The organism is Rhodococcus sp. NPDC047139, assembly GCF_040643435.1.
Lineage (GTDB): Bacteria > Actinomycetota > Actinomycetes > Mycobacteriales > Mycobacteriaceae > Rhodococcus.
The window spans coordinates 68327-87632 of the sequence record NZ_JBEYUH010000010.1 but is presented as its reverse complement, the minus strand read 5'-3'; the positions used below and the strand labels follow the sequence as shown (position 1 = coordinate 87632).

The window sequence follows — 19306 nt, the reverse complement described above, 5'->3', positions numbered from 1 at the left end:
GCTGATCTTGAAACGAAATTCGCGACTGCGGACTCGCCCGAATGCTGCGCGACTGTTCATACGATCAGGTGTCGTGCCGAACAAGCATCCCACGTTCTCGGCGGTGCGCTCGCCGCCATCCTGGTCGGGCCTGCGACGGCGGTGATCTGCCTGACGGTCGTGCTGGTGGTCCAGGCCCTGCTGTTCGCGGACGGTGGCCTGAGCGCACTCTGTGCCAACATCACCAACCTGGCGCTGGTAGGAGTGGCGACGGGTTACGGCATCGCGGTCGCGCGTCGCCGGCGCCTACCCGCTCGCGCCATGGCACCCGAGGACCGCGGGCCGTGAGCGCGGTCCTCGAGCGGGTCTCCGCCCCGGTGTGGCCGGAATCGAATCCCGCGTCACCGGTCATGTCATGAGTGTACGAACAACACGCCCTGGCCCGGCGAGTCGTTCGACTAGACTGTGGACCTGTTTCCCGTATTCCTTCCGGGAACAGCCGAGGAGCAGCTCGATGCCCGATCGCAGCGCAGCACGAAGCAGGCAGGCCCCCACCGCAGACAGTCCCGACCGGATCCGCAATGTCGCCCTGGTCGGGGCAAGCGGTTCCGGTAAGACCACGCTGACCGAGTCACTCGCCACAGCCGCCGGCACGGTCGGGCGGGCGGGCAAGGTCGCCGAGGGGACCACTGTGTCCGACTACGAGGAGATCGAACAGCGGCATCGCAGGTCTGTGCAGCTCGCCGTCGTGCCCCTCGAATGGAACGGCATCAAGGTCAACCTGATCGACACACCCGGCCATCCCGACTTCGACGCCGAGGTCCGCGCCGGGTTGCATGCCGCCGACGCCGCGATCTTCGTGGTGAGCGCGACCGATCCGATCACCGCGGCCACCCGCGCGCTGTGGCGCGAGTGCGACGAGGAGAAGATCCCCCGGGCGATCGTCGTGAACAAGCTCGACATCGCGCGGCACAGCTACGAGGAGATGCTCGAAGCGTGTCACGATGCATTCGGCCTGGGTCCCGACACACTGCGCGCGCTGTTCTATCCCGTCTACGACGGCGACCGCCCGATCGGTTCGATGGGTCTGCTGACGGGCCGCCACTTCGGCGAACCCGGCCCGTGCCCGGTCTCGGCCGAAGCACGCGAGAGTCTCGTCGAAGCGATCTCCGGCCAGGACGACACACTCATGGAGCGGTTCATCGCGGGGGAACAGCTCGATACGGACTCTTTGCAGGAAGGGCTCACCCGCGAGATCCTCGCCTGCGCTCTGCACCCGGCGTTGCCCGCAGACGAGACCGGGATCGGCGCCGTCGAACTGCTCGAACTGATCACCACCGGCTTCCCGGCACCGACGCATCGCCGGCGGGGAGCGCCACCGTGCGATCCGGAAGGGCCGCTCGCCGCGCAGGTCGTGCGCGTGGCCGGCGACTCCTATGTGGGCCGGATCAGCCTGGTGCGTGTGTATTCCGGCACGCTGCGCCCAGACACCGTCGTGGCCCTGGCCGACGGCGACCACGACAGTCGCGAACGCATTCCTGCATTGACGAGCCCGTTCGGCAGACAGCAACGCCCGGTCGGTGAGGCCGTCGCCGGCGATATCGTCTCCATCGGGAAACTCGCGACGGCACAACCCGGAGACGTGCTGCACGATCCCGACGAGCCGGTCTCGCTCGACCGGTGGCCGACACCGACACCGTTGCTTCCCGTCGCGATCGAAGCACACACACGCACCGACGACGACAAGCTGTCGCAGGCCCTGTCGCGACTCGCCGCCGAGGATCCGGCGCTACGGGTCGAACAGAATCCCGACACGCACCAGCTCGTGTTGTGGTGCACGGGCGAAGCCCACGCGGAACTGGTCCTCGAACGGCTGCGCAATCGGCACGGGGTGCAGGTGGATCCTGTCGAACATCGCGTGCCGTTGCGGGAGACCTTCGCCGCCCCGGCGAAAGGACACGGCCGGCTCGTCAAGCAGTCGGGCGGGCACGGTCAGTACGCCGTGGTCGACATCGAGGTGGAGCCGCTACCGGTGGGCAGCGGAGTCGTCTTCGCCGAACGGGTGGTCGGCGGCGCCGTGCCACGTCAGTTCATCCCGTCGGTCGAGAAGGGTGTGTACGCGCAGGCAGAGAAGGGTGTGACGACCGGATATCCGCTGGTGGACGTGCAGGTCACCCTGGTGGACGGCAAAGCGCACTCGGTGGATTCGTCCGATGCCGCATTCCAGGCCGCGGCGGGCCTCGCCCTCCGGGATGCGGCCTCGCACAGCACCGTTCGTGTCCTCGAACCGGTCGCCGCCGTACGGATAATCGTGCCCGAGGAGTTCCTGGGAGCCGTTCTGGGTGATCTGTCCGCCCGGCGTGGCCGGGTACTCGGCACCGAATCGCCGGAACCGGGAATCGCACTGCTGCGCGCGGAAGTACCCGAACTCGAACTCGGCCGTTATCCGGTGGAACTGCGTGCGATCACGCAGGGCACCGCCGATTTCGCCCGCGGTTATCTCCGCCACGAGCCGATGCCCGACGCCCTCGCCTCCAAGTACGGGGACACGGTCTGACCCGCGGTGCGAGCCTGCACGTTACGAGCACTGTGTGAGCATTCATCCTCATGAGTGTTCTCCTGTGCTTCCACGCGCATCCCGACGACGAGGTGATCCTCACGGGCGGCGTGATGCGCCGCGCCGCCGATGCCGGTCATCGTGTCGTACTCGTCGTCGCCACCGACGGTGCACGCGGCGAATGTCCCGACGGCTTGCTCGCCCCCGGTGAATCGCTGGCCGCACGACGCGCGAGAGAACTCGAACATTCTGCGTACGTGCTGGGCGTGTCGAGGGTGGTATCCCTGGGCTACCGCGACTCGGGGATGGCAGGCACGTCCGGTAACCAGGATCCGGCCGCCTTCGCCAATGCCGCTCCGGACGAGGTGGGAGCGCGGTTGGCTGCGGTGATCGAGCAGGAAGGCGCCGACGTCGTCACGATCTACGACGCGCACGGCGGCTACGGCCACCCCGACCATATCCAGGTCCACCGCGCCGGAGTGCACGCCGAACGGTCGACCGGGCACGACGCCGTCTACGAAGCCACCACGAATCGGGACCATCTGATGCGGCTGCTCGCGACACTGCCGCAGACGCCGGACGACGTTCGTCCACCCGACCTCGACACCTTCGGTCTGCCCGAGTCGGAACTGACCACCGCGGTGGACGTGGCGGAGAGCATGGAGGCCAAACGGGCGGCGATGCTCGGTTACGAGTCGCAGATCGGTGATTTCGGGCCGATGCTGAACATGCCGGAAGAACAGATGCGGGCCGTGTTCGGCACCGAATGGTTCCGCCGGCGCGGTCTTCCACCCGGCCTGCAGGAGACCGCACTTCCGCTCCACCCTGTCACCGGGTGAGCGAAGCAGAAACTAGGCGCCGCGCCCGACCTCCTCGAGCCTGCCGGTGGCCACGTCGAAGACGAAGCCGCGCAGTGAGGTGGTCTTCGTGACGAACGGACTCGTCTCGATACGCCGCAGCGACTGGCGTACGTCCTCGTGCACATCACGGAAGGACTCCGGCGCCCAGGACGGGCGGATACCGGTGTCGTCCTGCACTGCGCGGGTGAACTCGTCGTCGGTGAACGTCAGCATCCCGCAGTCGGTGTGGTGGATCAGCACGATCTCGGTAGTGCCGAGCAGTCGCTGGCTGATCGTGAGCGAGCGGATCACATCGTCGCTCACCGCCCCACCGGCGTTCCTGATCACGTGTGCCTGGCCCTCCTCGATCCCGAGCGCCCGGTACACGTCGAGCCGGGCATCCATGCAGGCCACGATCGCGATGTGTCTGCTGGGAGGCAGCGGCAAGGGCCCGGAGAAGCCGGCCGCATACACCTCGTTGTTCGTCAGGAATTCATCGGTGACGGTCAACTTCGTCCCTTTCCTCGTCGGACATACCTCCTCGATGATCGCGCGCGGTCACCGGCTTCGTACAGAGTCGCGACCGGCGTGAACAGAACCGTTGTGGTCGGAGATGACGTCCGATAGCGATGCTGCCGCCGTTTGATCGCTCCGGGCCACGGGTACCGCTCCCCTGCACCTACGAACGAAGGACGAACGTCGATGGACAACGCCCCCAAGCACGGCTCGGGTCGCCCTGAGGACAACGACGATCTCACGGGTCAGAAGATCAAGAACATCGTCGACAAGCTCGAACAGAAGGTCGAGAACGAACGTGAGCAGGAGGGTGCCCCCGGCAATGTCTCGGATCGGGTGAGAACCGAGAAGGTCGAGCCCGACGATCAGGCTCCCGAATGAACCGTCTTCAGCCGTAGATCCGGCCGTAGAGTTCGCGGATCTCGTCGCTGGTGGGAATCCTCGGATTGTTGTTCGGTGATCCCGAGGCCAGTGCCTGCTCTGCCATGATCGGGATCCGTTCTTCCCACGTCCGCTTGTCGATCCCGTACGACTTCGGTGTCGGCACTTCCACGTCACGGCACAGTTCGGCCAGCGCGGCGACCAGGTCCGCGGAAGCCGTCGCGTCCGACGCACCGGCGGTGGTCGCACCGAGCGCCCGCGCGCAGTCCGCATAGCGGGCTTCGGCCGCACCCACCGAGAATTCGGTGACCGCCGGGAAGAGCATCGCGTTCGACAATCCGTGCGCGACGTGGAAGTGCGCCCCGATGGGCCTGCTCATGCCGTGGACGAGCGCGACGCTCGAATTGGAGAATGCGATCCCCGCCTGCGTCGCGGCGAGCATCATCTGCTCACGCGCTTCGAGATCCTGCCCGTTCGCGTAGACACGCCGGAGCACCCGCCCGATGGTGCCGATGGCGACCAGGGCGAGGCTGTCGGAGAACTGGTTCGCCTTCCTGCTGACGTAGGCCTCGATCGCGTGGGTGAGCGCATCCACGCCGGTGTCGGCGGTCAGGCGCGGGGGCATCGTCACGGTGAGCCGGTAGTCCACGATCGCCGCCACCGGCAGGAAGGCGAGGCCGGGACACAGCATCTTCTCGTCGGTGTCACTGTCGCTGATGACGGTGAACTGTGTTGCCTCCGAGCCGCTCCCTGCAGTGGTCGGCACGGCGATCACCGGCAGTGCCGGCCCGGTGTTGTTGCGAGGTGCCTTGTAGTCGCTCATGCTCCCGCCCTGGAGCGCCAGCAATCCGAGTGCTTTCGCAGTGTCCATCGGGCTGCCCCCGCCGAAGCCGATCACGCAGTCGGCCTTGTGCTCGGTGACCGCAACGACCCCGGCTTCGAGTGAGGCGGTCGTGGGATCGGGAACGGTCTCGGCGAAGACCGCGGGGTGCAGACCCGCGGCCTCGAGGCGGGCGACCATCCGGTCCACCGCCCCGGTTCCGACGAGGAACCGGTCGGTCACCACGAGAGGTCGCGTGAGTCCGAGTCCGGCCACCACCTCACCGATGTCGTCGACGGAACCCCCGCCGACGCGAATGATGCGTGGAAGTGCGATGGAAGCAGCCACGTCCGATCCCTCCTCGAGTGTCCGGCCTTCGAGGTCGTGTCTACCGCATCGTGGGCCCGGACGGACGCACCCGCGCGATGGCGCGGTGTCTCACGCTTCGCCGATCGGCAGTATCCGCTCGCGGTGGTCCACTCCTCCCCAGGCTGTACGAAGGCCGAGGCGCTCGAGGTCGTCGGCTCGGTAGCCCGGCCATCCGTGCAGCATGCGACGCCACCGCTCCGGCACCGCGGACGCACCCCACCGAGCGCCGAGCAACCCTCCGGCGATCGCGGCGACGGTGTCGGTGTCGTTGCCGGCCCGCACCGCGAGTTCGAGCGCCTCCGGCAGGTGTCCCGGTCCGTCCGCACGTGCGTGCGTGATCGCCCACCACGCGGCTTGCAAGGCGTGGACGACCCAGCCGTTGTTGTCGAACACTCGCGGGTTCGTCGCGGTCTCGGCCTCGTCCAGCAGTGCCGTCCACCGCTGCGCGGCGGGTCGCGGCAGGTGGGGCAAGGCGAGCCGCACACCGTCGAAGGTGCCGTGGAGGACGGCGTGACGGATGGCGAACGACCACAACCGGCACGCTTCCGACGCCTGTTCGTCCGCATGGGTGAGGCTGCTGATCTCGTGGGCCGCAGCCAGGCACCGCTCGGCGTCGTCGAGATATGCCAGGCCGACGGGCGCGGTGCGCATGAGCGAACCGTTGCCGCCGGTGCGGCCCGGCAGGCTCCGGGCACGGGCCTGCATGGTGGCGGCGGTGGGTCCCGCCGCGCGGAGCACGGCGCTCGTCTGGTTGCCGATGTCCTTCGGATTCGTGGCGTACCAGCGGCGGAACTGCGCGGCCACCGCATCGAGACCCGCGCCCGTTCCGATGTCCGCCCCCGTCGCCGAGACCTCGGCGACGGCCAGTGCCATGGACGTGTCGTCGGTCCACTCGCCGGGCTCGAACGGCCCGAGACCACCGCCGATCATGTCGATACGCATATCCTCTGTCGGATAGGTGAATTCGTATCCGGCACCGAGCGCGTCCCCCGCTGCGGTGGCGAGCAGGACACCGGCGGCCCGGTCGTGCTGTGCTGCGGTCGGTTCCATGACAACCCCTCTTCGATCAATGCTGCGCTAAAGTTAGCGCATCAATGATTGAATGTCCACCATGGGCTCATCGACCGACTCGACCGGAAAGTCGCTCACCGACTATCCCCGGCCTTCGGTGGCCGTGGACGTCGCGGTGCTCACCGTCGACGAGGTGCTGAAAGTGCTGGTCGTCGAACGTCCCGACGGCAGCTACGCGCTGCCGGGCACCTTCCTTCATCCCGGCGAACGGCTCGCCGATGCCGCCGAGCGCGCCCTTCGCGACAAGGCCGGGCTCACCGGCGTGGACTTCCATCAGCTGGCAATGCTCGACGACCCCGAACGCGACGATCGCGGCTGGGTGTTGTCCATGGCCCACGGCGCCGCGGTGCCCGTCGCGGAGATCCCCGCCGAGGCGCACCTCGCGCCCACGACGGACACCGCACACCTCGCCTTCGACCATTCCGAGATCGTCGGGATGGCCGTGGACGATCTGCGCCGCCGATGCGCCGCCGAGGTCGACCCCGGCAACTTCCTCGGTGACAGTTTCACCGTGCTCGACCTGCGCCTGCTGTACGAAACCCTGTACGCACGCAGTTATCCCAAGGACACCTTCCGCCGGCATCTGCTGCACGGGCTGGAACCCACCGGAGAGTTGCGGCGGGAAGGCACGGGACGCCCCGCAGAGATCTACCGCCGACGCGGCACTCCCCTACCGGCCTCCACAGCAGCCTTCCTCCTGCAGTGAGACGTCAGCGCGCCAGCGCATGTGCGATCTCGGCGGCGACAGCGACGTTGCTCCTGTAGACCGAGACGTTCGTGTCGAGCGTGCGCCCCTCGGTGGCCCGATGCATGTGGTCGAGCAGGAACGGCGTGAGAGCCTTGCCCCGCATCCCGGCATCCGTGGCCGCCCGCTCGGCCTCGGCGAGCACACGGTCGTGCAGTTCCGGATCGATCTGATCCTCGGCAGCCACCGGATTGGCGACGAGAACCGCCGACCGCAACCCCAACCCGTCCCGGGCCCGCGCCATCTCCGCGGCCTGCTCCGCGGAGTTGACCTCGTCGACCACGCAACCACTGTCGCGTACGTAGAAGCCCGGAAATCGAGTCGTCCGGTAACCGACCACGATCACCCCGAGCGTCTCGAGCCGTTCGAGGGTCGCCGGCACATCGAGGATCGACTTCACGCCTCCACTCACCACCAGGATCGGAAGTGTCGCCAACGCGACAAGATCCGCACTCTCATCGAAGGTGGACGCCGCTCCGCGGTGCACTCCGCCGAGACCACCGGTAGCGAACACACCGATGCCCGCGCGATGTGCGAGCAGTGCCGTCGCCGACACCGTCGTGCCGCCGTGCAGGCTCTTCGCCACCGCGACCGGCAGGTCGCGAACGCCGAGCTTCACGGCCGGGAAGTCCTCGGCGGCGAGCATGCGGATCTGCTGCTCCGACAGGCCGACGGTGGGGGTTCCGTCGATGACGCCGATCGTCGCAGGCACCACACCGGAGTCGCGCAGGCGTTGCTCGGCGTCGAGCGCGACCTCGACATTGCGGGGACGGGTCAGCCCGTGCGTGAAGATGGTCGATTCGAGCGCCACCACCGGCCGACCGGCCGCGATCGCCTCGCACACGAAGTCCGCGACGCGGATCGGTTCGCTCATACGACCGACGATAACGCGGGTGATCAGACCGTTGCGGCTGGGTTGCGGCCCATTCTCGCCAGGACGCGGGTCGTGCGGTCGGCATCCTCGGCCACAGCCAGAGCGTCCGCACACACGCCGTCCATGTAGAGCGCGTCGCCGAAGCTGTCGGCGCCGGCCTCGATCCGATCGAGTTCACCATCCGAGAACTTCAGGTCGATACCCGCACTTCGCGCGATGTCCCAGCGGTGTACGAACATGTCCCAGATGTAGAACTGTTCGAAGGTTTCGCCGACCGTCGTCGGTCCGAAATATCCCTCGTAGGCCGTGGAAACGACCCCGTCGTCGGCCAGGATCCCGGCGACACGCGCCGTGTGCTCCTTCCACGCCTCGGCGGGCCGGACCGGATCGGGCCGATCGCCCACCTCGAGACCACGACCGGCGAAGAATTCACGTTGAGTGTCGATGATGTGCGTCAGGACGTCGCGCGCCGTCCAGCCCTCACATGGTGACGGCGCGTCCCAATCCGTGTCGCGCAGAGACGCGATCACCTCGGTGAGCGGTCGTTCGGCCTCCGCGTATCGCAATGCTGTTGTATTCATGAGCTCGATTCTGACGACACACCGAGCGCGAGGTATTGATGAAACCCGACGGCCGCGACCGAATCGAGCGGGCTCATCTGAAGGATCCGCACGACGCCTCACACACGATCCACCGATACCCCGCCACTCCGGGCCTCACCGAGCTGATGCAGCGGTACTGGATTCCTGTCTGGTCGGTGCCCCCCGGCCGTGAAGCGCCCCAGCGCGTACTGCGCTACCCGGTCTGCCAGGTGGTGGTCGCACACGACTATGCCCACTTCTACGGCGTCGACCACGGGCTGTCCACGATCACACTCACCGGCGACGGCTGGGCGGTCGGCTGCATGCTCAGTCCTGCCGCCGGGGCCCTGCTCACCGGCGGCAGGTCGCTCGCGGCGTTCACCGACCGCGCCGTGGACCTGACGGACCTCCTGGGCGAGGCCGGTGCGCGTGCGACCGCGCAGATCCGCGATGCGATGATGCCGAAGCCGCACTCACCGGATTCGCATCGCGCGGCGACCGAAGCGTTCGACGAGATGCTGCGTGCGTATCTGCCGATCGGCGACGAGAGCCGACTGGTCAACCGGCTGGTGGCGTTCGTCGAGGACAATTCCGACGTACTGCGCGTGGAGCAGGTCCGAGCCGAATTCGACCTCACCGAACGATCCCTGCAGCGTCTCGTCCAGCGGCGGATCGGTTTGACCCCGAAGTGGCTCATCCAGCGACGACGGCTCCAAGAGGCCGCCGAACGACTGCGCGAACGGTCGGCATCGCTGTCGGAGGTCGCCGCCGTGCTCGGCTACGCCGACCAACCGCACTTCGTGCGCGATTTCGCCAGAGTCGTCGGAATGACCCCCGGGGCATTCGCCGAGCGTTTCGGCGTCGAATGACCGTCTTGCCACAGGCGGTCTCGACGCATCGAGATGCCGCTACCACATGGTGGCGTGTCATAAGCCTATAACCGTCCGCGATCAGGTAGATGTAACGAACCACACAGAACACACGACTTACCTGTCGAAGCACGACGAAGGACAAAGGGGTTGATCGTGGGACACGACCGTCTACTGTTCATCGGACGCCCGGATGCGGACGAAGTGGCGCACTGGAGCACGCTGCGCGAACTCGCACCTCAGCGAGGATGGAAACCCACTCGCACTTTCGAGCCTGGCGAAGTCGCTTGGGCCGTCGCCGCCGGTAGTGCCTTCGAGCAGACCGGATCGACCGCCGAGGTGATCCACTCGCTGCGCGAAGCGCACATCCCCTGCACCAGTGCACTCGACGCGATCCGTCACGCGTACTCCGCCGCGCGCCTGTCGCTCTGAGACACATTCGGTCGCTCTGAGACACATCCGGTGGCCGCGCCGCACCCGCCCGCCTTGCGGCCACCGGATGCCGCCGCGGTGCGGTTACCCGAAGCCACTGACCTCGAGCCACGATGCCAGGAAATCGGCGTCACCGAAGACCTCCACGCCAGCTGCCTCCACCGGACGCCGGCGGTAGAGCACCAGAAGCAGATCCGTCAGGGGTCCGCGCACCGCGACCGCGCTCTTCTCGTGCGCATGTCGCCACACGAATTCTTCTCCGGTCAGGTCCACGACCCACTCCGCCGACGTGTCCGTCGCATGGAAATGCAGTGTCCTGTTCGGTCCGTGCAGCGCGCGATGCCGTTCCACGTCACGTCTCGGCCACACGACCTCCGCCAGCACGAACCACTCGTCGATGTTGTCGACCGCAAGGTCGTGTGCCACCTCGAACGGCGTGCCCAGCGCCAGCGCAGCATCGGCACGGTGAACCACAGTCTCGTGAGTGAACCGCCTACCGAAGAAGCCCGGGGTCTTCCTGCCTCCGGGGATCGGCGTCCACACCCGGATGTTCGGGCCGACCTCCCGCAGCGCGGTGTCGAGTTCCCGCGCACCCTCCCGCAACCACGGAATCAGCTCGTCCGGCGTCTCCGCGGCGTAGCCAGACAACTCCCGCATCGCACGATCGGTGCGGGGCATGGCCCCGCGCCCGCGGACCGCCTCGGTAGCCCACCGGTGGCCGTAGCCGACGTGCCGGACGAGTTGACCGACATTCCATCCGGGGCACGACGGCACCGGCGTGGTCGTGTCCTGCCCGGTCAGAGATGCGACCAGCAGTTCCGTCTGCGCGACGATCTCTCCGCAGTAACGCGCGTAGTCCAGCATGCGCTGCCCTCCGTATTCGGCCCGATATCCGCACCGATTCTGCACCGCCGCCCGTAATCTGAGCACCATGCCGGCCGACGAGACCGCACTCGAAGCATTGTTCGCGCCCACCGGTGTCGCAACTCTCGTGACGCTCAAACGCGACGGACGACCACAACTGTCGAACATCACCTATCGGTACGAGCCCGACACCCGTACGTTCTTCGTCTCCGTCACCGACGACCGAGCCAAGACGCGCAACATACGACGCGACCCGCGTGTGAGCCTGTTCGTCGAATCCGGCGACAAGTGGTCCTATGCCGTCGCGGAGGGTGAGGCCGAATTGTCGACGGTGGCAGCGGATCCGCACGACGACACCGTCGAACAGCTTGTGGCGCTGTACCGGGCCGTGCAGGGTGAGCATCCGGACTGGGACGACTTCCGTGCCGCGATGGTCGCCGATCGCAGGTTGCTGTTGCGTGTGGCTGTCTCCCGCTTCTACGGCGCCACACGCTGATCCCGCGCCGCATCGAGATCCCCACGGGACAGAATCGCGGAGATCGGGGAGATCCGGACGAGACGACCGTAGGCTGGAGGCGTATTCACTCACAAGTGACTTCCTGAGGGAATGCTCGGCGGCAGGCCCGAGACGCTTCTCGACGAACCTGCGCAGCAGCGGTGACACCGGAGACGTGCTCGTGACGTTCGAACGCGAGGAGTGAGACATGTTGCAGCAGAGAACGATGCGAGACGGCAACGACATCGGGCATTCTCGGCCGTTCCCATCGGCCTGAGCACGGGGACGCGGAGAGGTGTCGTCGCAATCGGAGGTCCGTTCCGGTTCGACGCTGGTGCTCGGCGTGCTGGCGTCGGGGCAGTTCCTGATGACCCTCGACAGTTCGGTGATGAACGTGTCGATGGCGACGGTCGCGCAGGACGTGGACACCACGATCACCGGTATTCAGACCGCGATCACCCTGTACACACTGGTGATGGCGTCGCTGATGATCACGGGCGGGAAGGTCGGGACGATCCTCGGCCGACGGCGCGCATTCGGAATCGGACTGGTGATCTACGGTATCGGCTCGTTCACCACGGGGCTGGCCCCGAATCTCACGGTCCTCCTGTTGGGCTGGTCGTTGCTCGAAGGTGTCGGCGCCGCCCTGATCATGCCGGCGATCGTCTCCCTCGTCGCGGCCAACTTCGCTCCCGAGCGACGGTCGGCAGCCTACGGTCTGGTCGCGGCGGCCGGCGCTTCGGCAGTCGCCGTAGGTCCGCTGCTGGGCGGCGCCGTCACCACCTACGCGTCGTGGCGCTACGTCTTCTTCGGCGAGGTCGTTCTCGTGGTGCTGATCCTGCTCGTGCTGCGCCGCGTCGAAGACGTCCCTCCCCAACGGGTCCACCTCGACCTCGTGGGCTCGGCATTGTCGGTACTCGGATTGGGCTCGATCGTCTACGGTGTCCTGCGATCGAGTGAGTGGGGCTGGGTGCAGGCCGAACCGAACGGACCTGCCGTACTGGGCCTGTCCCCGGTCGTCTGGTTGCTCGTCGCGGGCTTGCTGGTGCTCTACGCCTTCGCGCGATGGCAGAGCGCTCTCCAGGGCAGAGGGCGTACCCCCCTGGTCGATCCGGAACTGTTCGCCAACAGGCAACTGGTCGGCGGCCTGACGATGTTCTTCGCACAGTTCGCCGTTCAGGCCGGCGTGTTCTTCTCCGTCCCGCTGTTCCTGTCTGTCGTGCTCGAACTCAGCGCGATCGAGACGGGAGTGCGCATCCTGCCGCTGTCGATCGCGCTCGTCTTGGCCGCAACGGTGATTCCGAAGCTACGGCCGCACGCCGATCCTCGGCGGGTGGTGCGCTCGGGACTGGCCTCGATGATCCTCGGAATCCTGATCCTCGTCGCCGGCATGGACCCGGGCGCCGAGGCGGCCGTGGTGGCGATCCCCATGTTGCTCATGGGACTCGGCCTCGGAGCGCTGGCTTCACAACTCGGTGCGCTCACGGTTTCGTCCGTGCCCGACTCGGAGAGCGCCGAGGTCGGCGGTTTGCAGAACACCGCGACCAATCTCGGTGCGTCACTGGGCACCGCTCTGGTCGGATCGATCCTGATCGCGACCCTCACGTCGTCGGTCGTCGCCGGGATCGAGAACAACCCCGGTGTCCCCCCTGCAGTACAGCAGCAGGCGACCACCGAACTGGCCGACGGTGTCCCGTTCCTCTCCACGACTCAGCTACAGTCCGAGCTGGGCAACGCCGGGGTCGACCCGGCCACAGCAGATGCGCTCATCTCGGTCAACGCCGATGCCCGGCTCGAAGCGCTGCGTGTCGCGTTCGCCGTGACCGCCCTGCTCGCGATCGCGGCCCTGTTCGGCACCGGCCGACTGCCCCGCCGGCCGGCCGGAGCATCGCCGCCGTAGTCTGCCCGGTCGCTCAGGACGCGAGCAGGCGGCGGAACGAGCTGCGGTGGAAGACGATGGGCTCGACGTCGGCGTCGGTGAGCAGCTCGTTGATCTTCAGCACGACGATCGCGTGATCGCCCGCCGGTACCTCCTGCTCGACGGTCACATCCATCCGTACGCTCGTGCCCGAGACGAACAGGGCGCCGCCCTCACGGGTCTCGATGTCGATACCGGCGAAGCGGTCGCCGTTCTTCGCAGCGAGAACCCGCGCCGCGCCGTCGTGCTCCTCGCTCAGCACACTGATGCCGAGATGCGGGAGGGACGACAGACGCGGCCACGTGGTCGACGTGTTCTGCACACAGAAGGCCACGAGCGGCGGTTCGAGCGAGACGGGCACGAAGGTGCTCGCGGCCATCCCGATCCGCTCCCCGTCCACCTCGGCGCAGATCGCGACCACACCGGAGGGCACATGCGCGAAGGCCTGCCGCAGAGAGAGTCCGTCGAGAGTGGTCATGAGGCCTCGCTTCGAATTGCGGCGGACGACACCGAACGTGCAGCATTCGGCGTAATCCGCGAGAAGGGTATCGGTTGTGTGCGTCGACTCGTGAAGATACAGGGCTCACCCCCGGGGTGGTGGCGCCCCGTTCCGCCAGGCGGTCTCTGTTTGCATGTGACCACCGGCACACTGTGATCGGCATCTCGCCCGGTCGCAGCTACGGCTCCCGCACCGGCAACGCAGGCCCCGGGCTTCGGGTTGTCCGCGACGACAACGAACGTCGCCGGAACTCTCCGTGCGGGACCGGCCCTCCGATGGAAGGCGAACAGTACTCGCCATCACCCCGCTCGGCCGGTCCGGTCCGTACGGCTTCGATCCGTGCAAGCGGAAGCCTCCGCCGCGCGTCGGTAACGTCTGGTGGATGAGTGTTGCGGATTCTCAGTCAGCGCCCACCGACGGTCTCGCAGGATGGGCACTCGATCTGATGGACCGTCTCGGCGGTCTCGGTGCCGGTATCGCAATCGCCCTCGAGAACTTCTTCCCGCCGCTCCCGAGCGAGGTGATCCTGCCGCTCGCCGGGTTCGCCGCAAGCCTCGGTAGCTTCACTCTGTTCGGGGCATTGTTCTGGACAACCCTCGGATCGGTGGTCGGCGCGCTCGGCCTGTACTCGATCGGCCGATGGGTGGGTGAGGACCGAATCCGCACGGTCGTCAGGAAGTTGCCGCTCGTCGATGTCGAGGACCTCGAACGTTCGACCGACTGGTTCCATCGGCACGGCCGCAAGGCGGTCTTCTTCGGGCGGATGGTGCCCGTCTTCCGAAGTCTCATCTCCATCCCCGCCGGTGTCACACAGATGCCGACCTGGCAGTTCCTCGCCTTCACCACCGCCGGCAGCCTCATCTGGAACTCGATCTTCGTGTTGGCCGGCTACCAACTCGGGGAGAACTGGAGTGCTGTCGAACCGTATGCCGAGGTGCTGCAGTACGTAGTGCTCGCCGTCGTCGTCGGCGTGATCGGCTACGGGTTGGTGCGTCGCATTCGCTCCCGCGTGCGCGCGAAAGACCACAACTGAGAGATCACCCCCAGAGGACCATCGCGGTGCACGCGCCCGCCACGACCAGCACGGTGACCACGTCACCGAGACGCAGTCGCAGCGGCGGGCGAGCAGCCGATCGCGGGCCACGCACCGACAAGGCGTCGCCGAGGTCGCGGATCTGCCGCATCGATACCGACACCACCGCACCGGCCGAATCGATCACCTCGTGCCACCAACCCGCCGGGTTGCGGAGGCCGGGCCGGCCGCGGACCTTGCGAGCAGCGAACAGCACGCGCATCTCGGCGCGAGCAGTCGGCAGCACCCGCAGCGCCAGCGCGCAGACCGTCACCCATTCGTCCACGGGCAATCGCAGCAGCCGCAGCGGCGCGAACAGGACCGGCAGAGCATCCACGAGGTCGGACAGTCGCGTCGTCCACCCGACGAGCGAGGCGAGAACCAGCAGCCCCACTCCCAGCAGGATCGCCCGGACATAGGCGACGATCCCTCCTCCCGCCGCGTTGAGTACCGCACCGGCGGCGACGAATGCGAACACCCACCACGGAATCGTCGGTACCGCACCGCGAGGGACACGTGCAACCAGCACCCCGACCACCAGAACAGCGAACAGGATGCCGAACCCGGTCCAACTCGGAGCGAAACTCACCGCCACCGACAACGCCGCCGCCGAGACGACCTTCGTGCCGGCCCACACGCGGTGCAGGGGTGTCTCCCGTGGTACGGGTCTCAGGAGGATGAGCGGGCGCCTCGGCCGGCTCCGAGTGCGAATCATGCGGTCACCGCTCCCGACTGTTCCACGATCCGTCCCTCTTCGAGCACCACGGTGCGTGAACACACTTCTTCCATTCCGTGCAGGTCGTGCGAGATGACGACCACGGTCACGTGCTCCACCGCACGCAGGTGGGCGAGGATCGACACGATCTCGCGGCGGCCACGCAGATCCAGTCCTGCCAGTGGTTCGTCGAGCACCAGCACCCGCGGAGTGCGAGCAAGTTGCGCGGCGATCGCGACACGCCGCATCTCCCCTCCGCTGAGACGGTCGATCGGCCGGTCGATCAACTCCGGACGAAGGCCCACGCGGTGCAGAACGGCGGCGACGTAACCGTGATCGGTGTGCGGAAGCCCGGCCACCTCGGAGATCTCCTGCGCGACGGTGGGTCGCTGTAGCTGGAGCCGGGCCTGCTGGAAGACCATCGCGACCTCTCCGTGCAGGTCGGCGGTCGGTGTGTCGTGCAGGACCGCGGTTCCGCGGGTGGGGCGGGTCAGTCCCGCAAGGATCCACGCGAGTGTGGATTTGCCCGAACCGTTCTCCCCGACCACCAGTACCCCTTCTCCGCGGCAGATCGTCAGCGTCACCTCGCGCAGTGCGGTATGCGCCCAGGGCGTGCCGGCCGCGTAGACGTGTGTGACATCGCGCAGTTCGAGGATCGGTTGCGGGAAGGCGGGCGCGGTCGCCGTGACCGGCTCCGGCAGCGGCGATGGAGCGACCTGCGGGACGATCCGGCCGTCGGCGATGTGCACGATGCGGTCGGCAGCGCGGGCTTCGTCGTCGAGATGGGTGACGAGTACGACAGCGGTGCCTGCCCGTGCCACGTTCGCGAGCAGGCGGATCAGCTCCACACGGCTGTCCCCATCGACCATCGCGGTGATCTCGTCGGCGATGAGCAGTGCGGGCCGCCTGGCCAATGCACCTGCCAGCGCGAGTCGCTGCAATTGGCCGCCGGACAGCTCCTCCGTGGCACGGTCCGCCATCCCTACGAGACCGACCTGGGTGAGCAACTCGTCGACGTCGACGTCGTCGGTCCCCCACAGCAGGTCCTCGCCGACCGTACGGCCGAGCACCTGACTCTCGGGATGCTGGAAGATCATCGCCGTTCCACCGGGGCGTCCGAGCCCGACAGGTCCGGGCCGGTCCACCAGGCCGGCGGTGGGACCGAGACCCGCGAGCAACCGCACCAGTGTCGACTTACCCGAGCCGTTGCCCCCGACGATCGCGACGAACTCTCCCGGTTCGATCGTGAGATCGATGTCCGACAGGGCATCGCGGTCGGCTCCCGGATATCGGTATCCGGCCAGCCGCAACGCGACAGGCAAGGGAGCCGGGTCGGCGGACCGGTTCTCCGCCGGCCAGTCGACCGAACGCGTCGCCCACGTACTGCGCAGCGCTACCAGGCGGAAGATCCCGAAACACAGCAGTGCGGTACCGACGGTGGCGACGAAGACGGCACCGCCGATCCACACCCACCACAGTCGCACCATGATCTCGAGGGTTCGTTCCCAGGTGTCGACGAACTGCTCACCCGCACCGGCGGCCTCGAATGCCCGGAGAGTCCCGCGCATCGACGTCTCGAGCGCTTCGAGCAGCAGGATCCGGGTCTGGTCGAAGAGCAGCAACAGTCCGCAGGCGGCGGCCGCGAGCGCCAGCCCGGCCGGGACGGCTCCTGCCAGTACCGCGAAGACCGCAGCATTGCCCCACCGTCGATGGGCGAAGCCGACGAGCGTGCCGATACCGGAGAGGACGACGACGGAGACGACGGCGAACGGTCCTCCGGCCACGAGCGCGACCACCCCGGCAGCGACCGTCGCGGCGACGATCGCGCGGAGGCGGCCGGTGGCAGCGAGGAAGGCCACGGGAAGCGCGACGAGCACCTGAGCGACACCGACCGGTATCAGCCCGGCGACAACCGACAGCACTGCCGTCAGCGTTCCGAAGACCGCCGCGGCGGCGGCCTCCGGTGGTCGAAGAGGGCCCCGTGTCCTGGTCACCGATCGCACCGGCCCAGTCTGCCAGCCGCTAGCGTGACTGCGGGTTCTCCGGTGGCGTCATCTCGACCCGCACCCCGACCAGCCGGACCTCGCGTTCGTGATCGAAGCGGTCGAGCAGCCCGACGGCCGCATCCGTCACGGCCCCGAGGTCCGCGGTAGGCGATGGAAGGGCGACGCTCGCGGTGTGGGTGACGAACGGCGCGTAGCGGATCTTCAGCGCGACCCGCACTCCCGCTCGTCCTTCACCGCGCACATCGTCGACTGCACGTGCGGCGAGGTCGCGCACGCAGTCGGCGATCACTCTCCAGTCTCCGACATTGTGCTGGAAGGTCGTCTCCCGACTCCGTGACCGGGCCACCCACGGCTCAGACGAGACCTCCGTCGCGCCGGCCCCGGCTCCGAGACCGACGAGCCACGGGCCGATCTTGGGTCCGAATCGCGCAGCCATCGCGTCGACAGGTGCCCGGGCCAGCTCGCGGACCGTGCGGATACCCATCTCGTCGAGTTTCTTCACCGTGCGTGAGCCGACGCCCCACAGCGAATCGGGCGAGCGTTCACCCATCACGGCGAACCAGTTGTCGCGCGTGAGCCGGAATACGCCGCGGGGCTTCCCGAAGCCCGTCGCGATCTTCGCGCGCAGGACGTTGTCGCCGATCCCGACGGTGCAGTGCAGGCCGGTCGCGTCGTGCACCGCGGCCTGTGCCCGGCGCGCGAACGCCTCGGGATCGTCGGTCACGACTCCCAGGAACGCTTCGTCCCAGCCGAGCACGTCGACGACCACGCCGAGTCCGCGCAGCGTGTCCATCACGACCTGCGACACCTCGTTGTAGGTTTCGGCGTCGACGGGCAGGAAGATCGCGTCCGGAATCTTGCGTGCCGCGACCCGCAACGGCATCCCCGACCCCACCCCGAACTCCCGAGCCTCGTACGACGCGGTGGAAACCACTCCGCGCTCGGTGGGGTCGCCGCGACCGCCGACCACCACCGGCCGTCCCGCCAACTCCGGATTGCGCAGCACCTCGACCGCGGCGATGAACTGGTCGAGGTCGACGTGGAGGACCCACTGGTCGAGGCCGGGCGTGCCCATGCCGACAACCGTAGGACGCTCGCCACGGGTGCGGCACGGATTCCGGGCGAGCGGTTCGACATGTTCCGATGCGTGCCCGCACGTGGTGCAATTGCCGCACCGTACGAACAAGGGGCAGTCATGGCAGCGAAGAGCGCGTCCGGACAATCACCCGACCGGTTCAACCGAACGGTCCTGGCCGTGCTGCGCCTGCCGGTGATCGGCGGACTCGCGCGGCGGGGCGTCGTACCGATCACCTACGTCGGCCGCAGATCGGGACGAACCATCACGCTGCCGGTGGTGTACCGCCGCGACGGCGATACCGTCACGATCGGCGTAGCCCGTGCCGAGAGCAAGACCTGGTGGCGCACCTTCCTCGGCGACGGCGCACCCATCCGGATCGGGCTCGACAGCGAACGCACCGGGCACGCCGTGGCGCGGCGCGACGAGAAGGGCCGCACGACGGTCGTCGTGCAACTCGATCCCCTCTGAAGCCCGATGTCGATGCCGGGCCGTGCGCAGGTCGGCAGCGCGGTGCCTACCGGCGGACCGACGCAGCCCGCATGTGGACTCGTGACCGAAGAACTGCCGGGCGAGTCCTCGCTCGCCGAACCGGGGTTCGCGCGCGCTGCAGTAACGGTGAGCCTCG

Annotated in this window: 20 protein-coding genes and 1 pseudogene; 11 read left to right on the top strand and 10 right to left on the bottom strand. The window is 67.7% G+C overall.

The window, feature by feature from the left end; translation table 11 throughout:
• Positions 1 to 90: 90 nt before the first annotated feature.
• The 3 genes and pseudogenes from ABZ789_RS14655 to ABZ789_RS14645 form a co-directional block, all read left to right on the top strand.
• A pseudogene (locus ABZ789_RS14655) lies at positions 91 to 273 on the top strand (energy-coupling factor ABC transporter permease); the annotation flags it as partial.
• A 220-nt stretch (positions 274 to 493) separates the two neighbouring features.
• Entirely contained in the window at positions 494 to 2536 is a 2043-nt protein-coding gene (locus ABZ789_RS14650; protein ID WP_358424815.1) for an elongation factor G-like protein EF-G2, read from the top strand.
• 50 nt (positions 2537 to 2586) lie between these two features.
• Positions 2587 to 3375 carry a PIG-L family deacetylase gene (locus ABZ789_RS14645; RefSeq protein WP_358424813.1) on the top strand — a complete coding sequence of 263 codons (789 nt, stop codon included), beginning with the start codon at positions 2587 to 2589 and terminating at the stop codon, positions 3373 to 3375.
• Between the two features lie 12 nt (positions 3376 to 3387).
• Here ABZ789_RS14645 and ABZ789_RS14640 read toward each other — a convergent pair whose 3' ends face one another.
• Entirely contained in the window at positions 3388 to 3885 is a 498-nt protein-coding gene (locus ABZ789_RS14640) for a carbonic anhydrase (protein WP_358424811.1), read from the bottom strand.
• Between the two features lie 192 nt (positions 3886 to 4077).
• Here ABZ789_RS14640 and ABZ789_RS14635 point away from each other — a divergent pair, with 192 nt between their 5' ends.
• Positions 4078 to 4272 (top strand): hypothetical protein, encoded by a 195-nt coding sequence (locus tag ABZ789_RS14635; RefSeq protein WP_358424810.1) that lies wholly within the window; start codon positions 4078 to 4080, stop codon positions 4270 to 4272.
• Between the two features lie 7 nt (positions 4273 to 4279).
• Here ABZ789_RS14635 and ABZ789_RS14630 read toward each other — a convergent pair whose 3' ends face one another.
• Positions 4280 to 5440, bottom strand: a complete 1161-nt coding sequence (locus tag ABZ789_RS14630) for an iron-containing alcohol dehydrogenase (RefSeq protein WP_358424808.1) — start codon at positions 5438 to 5440, stop codon at positions 4280 to 4282.
• A gap of 90 nt (positions 5441 to 5530) precedes the next feature.
• Positions 5531 to 6511 (bottom strand): ADP-ribosylglycohydrolase family protein, encoded by a 981-nt coding sequence (locus tag ABZ789_RS14625; protein ID WP_358424806.1) that lies wholly within the window; start codon positions 6509 to 6511, stop codon positions 5531 to 5533.
• 61 nt (positions 6512 to 6572) lie between these two features.
• Between ABZ789_RS14625 and ABZ789_RS14620 the strand changes: the two genes are divergently transcribed.
• The gene (locus ABZ789_RS14620) at positions 6573 to 7238 is read left to right on the top strand and encodes an NUDIX domain-containing protein (protein WP_358424804.1); all 666 of its coding nucleotides are present in this window, start codon (positions 6573 to 6575) and stop codon (positions 7236 to 7238) included.
• A 4-nt stretch (positions 7239 to 7242) separates the two neighbouring features.
• On the opposite strand, the gene ABZ789_RS14615 is transcribed toward ABZ789_RS14620, so the two are convergent.
• Positions 7243 to 8151, bottom strand: coding sequence for a pseudouridine-5'-phosphate glycosidase (locus ABZ789_RS14615; RefSeq protein ID WP_358424802.1), 909 nt, complete (start codon positions 8149 to 8151; stop codon positions 7243 to 7245).
• A gap of 23 nt (positions 8152 to 8174) precedes the next feature.
• Positions 8175 to 8732: a TIGR03086 family metal-binding protein gene (locus ABZ789_RS14610; protein ID WP_358424800.1), complete on the bottom strand. Its 558-nt coding sequence runs from the start codon at positions 8730 to 8732 to the stop codon at positions 8175 to 8177.
• A gap of 38 nt (positions 8733 to 8770) precedes the next feature.
• Between ABZ789_RS14610 and ABZ789_RS14605 the strand changes: the two genes are divergently transcribed.
• Together ABZ789_RS14605 and ABZ789_RS14600 are read left to right on the top strand one after the other, a co-directional pair.
• Positions 8771 to 9601 (top strand): helix-turn-helix domain-containing protein, encoded by an 831-nt coding sequence (locus ABZ789_RS14605; protein ID WP_358424798.1) that lies wholly within the window; start codon positions 8771 to 8773, stop codon positions 9599 to 9601.
• 156 nt (positions 9602 to 9757) lie between these two features.
• Complete coding sequence (locus ABZ789_RS14600) at positions 9758 to 10033, top strand: hypothetical protein (protein WP_358424796.1); 276 nt, start codon at positions 9758 to 9760, stop codon at positions 10031 to 10033.
• Positions 10034 to 10117: 84 nt separating this feature from the next.
• On the opposite strand, the gene ABZ789_RS14595 is transcribed toward ABZ789_RS14600, so the two are convergent.
• A complete protein-coding gene (locus tag ABZ789_RS14595) occupies positions 10118 to 10897 on the bottom strand; it encodes a maleylpyruvate isomerase family mycothiol-dependent enzyme (protein WP_358424794.1) in 780 nt (259 codons plus the stop codon).
• A 67-nt stretch (positions 10898 to 10964) separates the two neighbouring features.
• Here ABZ789_RS14595 and ABZ789_RS14590 point away from each other — a divergent pair, with 67 nt between their 5' ends.
• Both ABZ789_RS14590 and ABZ789_RS14585 read left to right on the top strand, forming a co-directional pair.
• The gene (locus tag ABZ789_RS14590; protein ID WP_358424792.1) at positions 10965 to 11393 is read left to right on the top strand and encodes a PPOX class F420-dependent oxidoreductase; all 429 of its coding nucleotides are present in this window, start codon (positions 10965 to 10967) and stop codon (positions 11391 to 11393) included.
• Positions 11394 to 11688: 295 nt separating this feature from the next.
• The gene (locus tag ABZ789_RS14585; protein WP_358424790.1) at positions 11689 to 13293 is read left to right on the top strand and encodes an MFS transporter; all 1605 of its coding nucleotides are present in this window, start codon (positions 11689 to 11691) and stop codon (positions 13291 to 13293) included.
• A 13-nt stretch (positions 13294 to 13306) separates the two neighbouring features.
• Here ABZ789_RS14585 and ABZ789_RS14580 read toward each other — a convergent pair whose 3' ends face one another.
• Complete coding sequence (locus tag ABZ789_RS14580; RefSeq protein ID WP_358424788.1) at positions 13307 to 13789, bottom strand: flavin reductase family protein; 483 nt, start codon at positions 13787 to 13789, stop codon at positions 13307 to 13309.
• 403 nt (positions 13790 to 14192) lie between these two features.
• Between ABZ789_RS14580 and ABZ789_RS14575 the strand changes: the two genes are divergently transcribed.
• Positions 14193 to 14843, top strand: a complete 651-nt coding sequence (locus ABZ789_RS14575) for a DedA family protein (RefSeq protein ID WP_358424787.1) — start codon at positions 14193 to 14195, stop codon at positions 14841 to 14843.
• A gap of 4 nt (positions 14844 to 14847) precedes the next feature.
• Here the strand turns inward: ABZ789_RS14575 and ABZ789_RS14570 are convergent, their stop codons facing one another.
• From ABZ789_RS14570 to ABZ789_RS14560, 3 genes are read right to left on the bottom strand one after another with little or no spacing between them, the layout of a single operon-like run.
• Entirely contained in the window at positions 14848 to 15597 is a 750-nt protein-coding gene (locus tag ABZ789_RS14570) for an energy-coupling factor transporter transmembrane protein EcfT (RefSeq protein ID WP_358424785.1), read from the bottom strand.
• Positions 15594 to 17591, bottom strand: coding sequence for a DUF2232 domain-containing protein (locus tag ABZ789_RS14565; RefSeq protein WP_358424783.1), 1998 nt, complete (start codon positions 17589 to 17591; stop codon positions 15594 to 15596). The genes ABZ789_RS14570 and ABZ789_RS14565 overlap by 4 nt, the downstream gene beginning before the upstream one ends.
• A gap of 28 nt (positions 17592 to 17619) precedes the next feature.
• Positions 17620 to 18678, bottom strand: a complete 1059-nt coding sequence (locus tag ABZ789_RS14560; RefSeq protein ID WP_358424781.1) for a DNA polymerase IV — start codon at positions 18676 to 18678, stop codon at positions 17620 to 17622.
• A 120-nt stretch (positions 18679 to 18798) separates the two neighbouring features.
• Here ABZ789_RS14560 and ABZ789_RS14555 point away from each other — a divergent pair, with 120 nt between their 5' ends.
• A complete protein-coding gene (locus ABZ789_RS14555) occupies positions 18799 to 19149 on the top strand; it encodes a hypothetical protein (protein WP_358424779.1) in 351 nt (116 codons plus the stop codon).
• Positions 19150 to 19306 lie beyond the last annotated feature (157 nt).

Excerpts from the sequence above, each read along its gene's own strand:
- ABZ789_RS14635 (WP_358424810.1), top strand. The coding sequence starts at position 4,078 with ATGGACAACGCCCCCAAGCACGGCTCGGGTCGCCCTGAGGACAACGAC.
- ABZ789_RS14620 (WP_358424804.1), top strand. The coding sequence starts at position 6,573 with ATGGGCTCATCGACCGACTCGACCGGAAAGTCGCTCACCGACTATCCC.
- ABZ789_RS14625 (WP_358424806.1), bottom strand. The coding sequence starts at position 6,511 with ATGGAACCGACCGCAGCACAGCACGACCGGGCCGCCGGTGTCCTGCTC.
- ABZ789_RS14570 (WP_358424785.1), bottom strand. The coding sequence starts at position 15,597 with ATGATTCGCACTCGGAGCCGGCCGAGGCGCCCGCTCATCCTCCTGAGA.
- ABZ789_RS14580 (WP_358424788.1), bottom strand. The coding sequence starts at position 13,789 with ATGACCACTCTCGACGGACTCTCTCTGCGGCAGGCCTTCGCGCATGTG.
- ABZ789_RS14575 (WP_358424787.1), top strand. The coding sequence starts at position 14,193 with ATGAGTGTTGCGGATTCTCAGTCAGCGCCCACCGACGGTCTCGCAGGA.
- ABZ789_RS14615 (WP_358424802.1), bottom strand. The coding sequence starts at position 8,151 with ATGAGCGAACCGATCCGCGTCGCGGACTTCGTGTGCGAGGCGATCGCG.
- ABZ789_RS14560 (WP_358424781.1), bottom strand. The coding sequence starts at position 18,678 with ATGGGCACGCCCGGCCTCGACCAGTGGGTCCTCCACGTCGACCTCGAC.
- ABZ789_RS14605 (WP_358424798.1), top strand. The coding sequence starts at position 8,771 with ATGAAACCCGACGGCCGCGACCGAATCGAGCGGGCTCATCTGAAGGAT.
- ABZ789_RS14645 (WP_358424813.1), top strand. The coding sequence starts at position 2,587 with ATGAGTGTTCTCCTGTGCTTCCACGCGCATCCCGACGACGAGGTGATC.
- ABZ789_RS14590 (WP_358424792.1), top strand. The coding sequence starts at position 10,965 with ATGCCGGCCGACGAGACCGCACTCGAAGCATTGTTCGCGCCCACCGGT.
- ABZ789_RS14595 (WP_358424794.1), bottom strand. The coding sequence starts at position 10,897 with ATGCTGGACTACGCGCGTTACTGCGGAGAGATCGTCGCGCAGACGGAA.
- ABZ789_RS14555 (WP_358424779.1), top strand. The coding sequence starts at position 18,799 with ATGGCAGCGAAGAGCGCGTCCGGACAATCACCCGACCGGTTCAACCGA.
- ABZ789_RS14610 (WP_358424800.1), bottom strand. The coding sequence starts at position 8,732 with ATGAATACAACAGCATTGCGATACGCGGAGGCCGAACGACCGCTCACC.
- ABZ789_RS14650 (WP_358424815.1), top strand. The coding sequence starts at position 494 with ATGCCCGATCGCAGCGCAGCACGAAGCAGGCAGGCCCCCACCGCAGAC.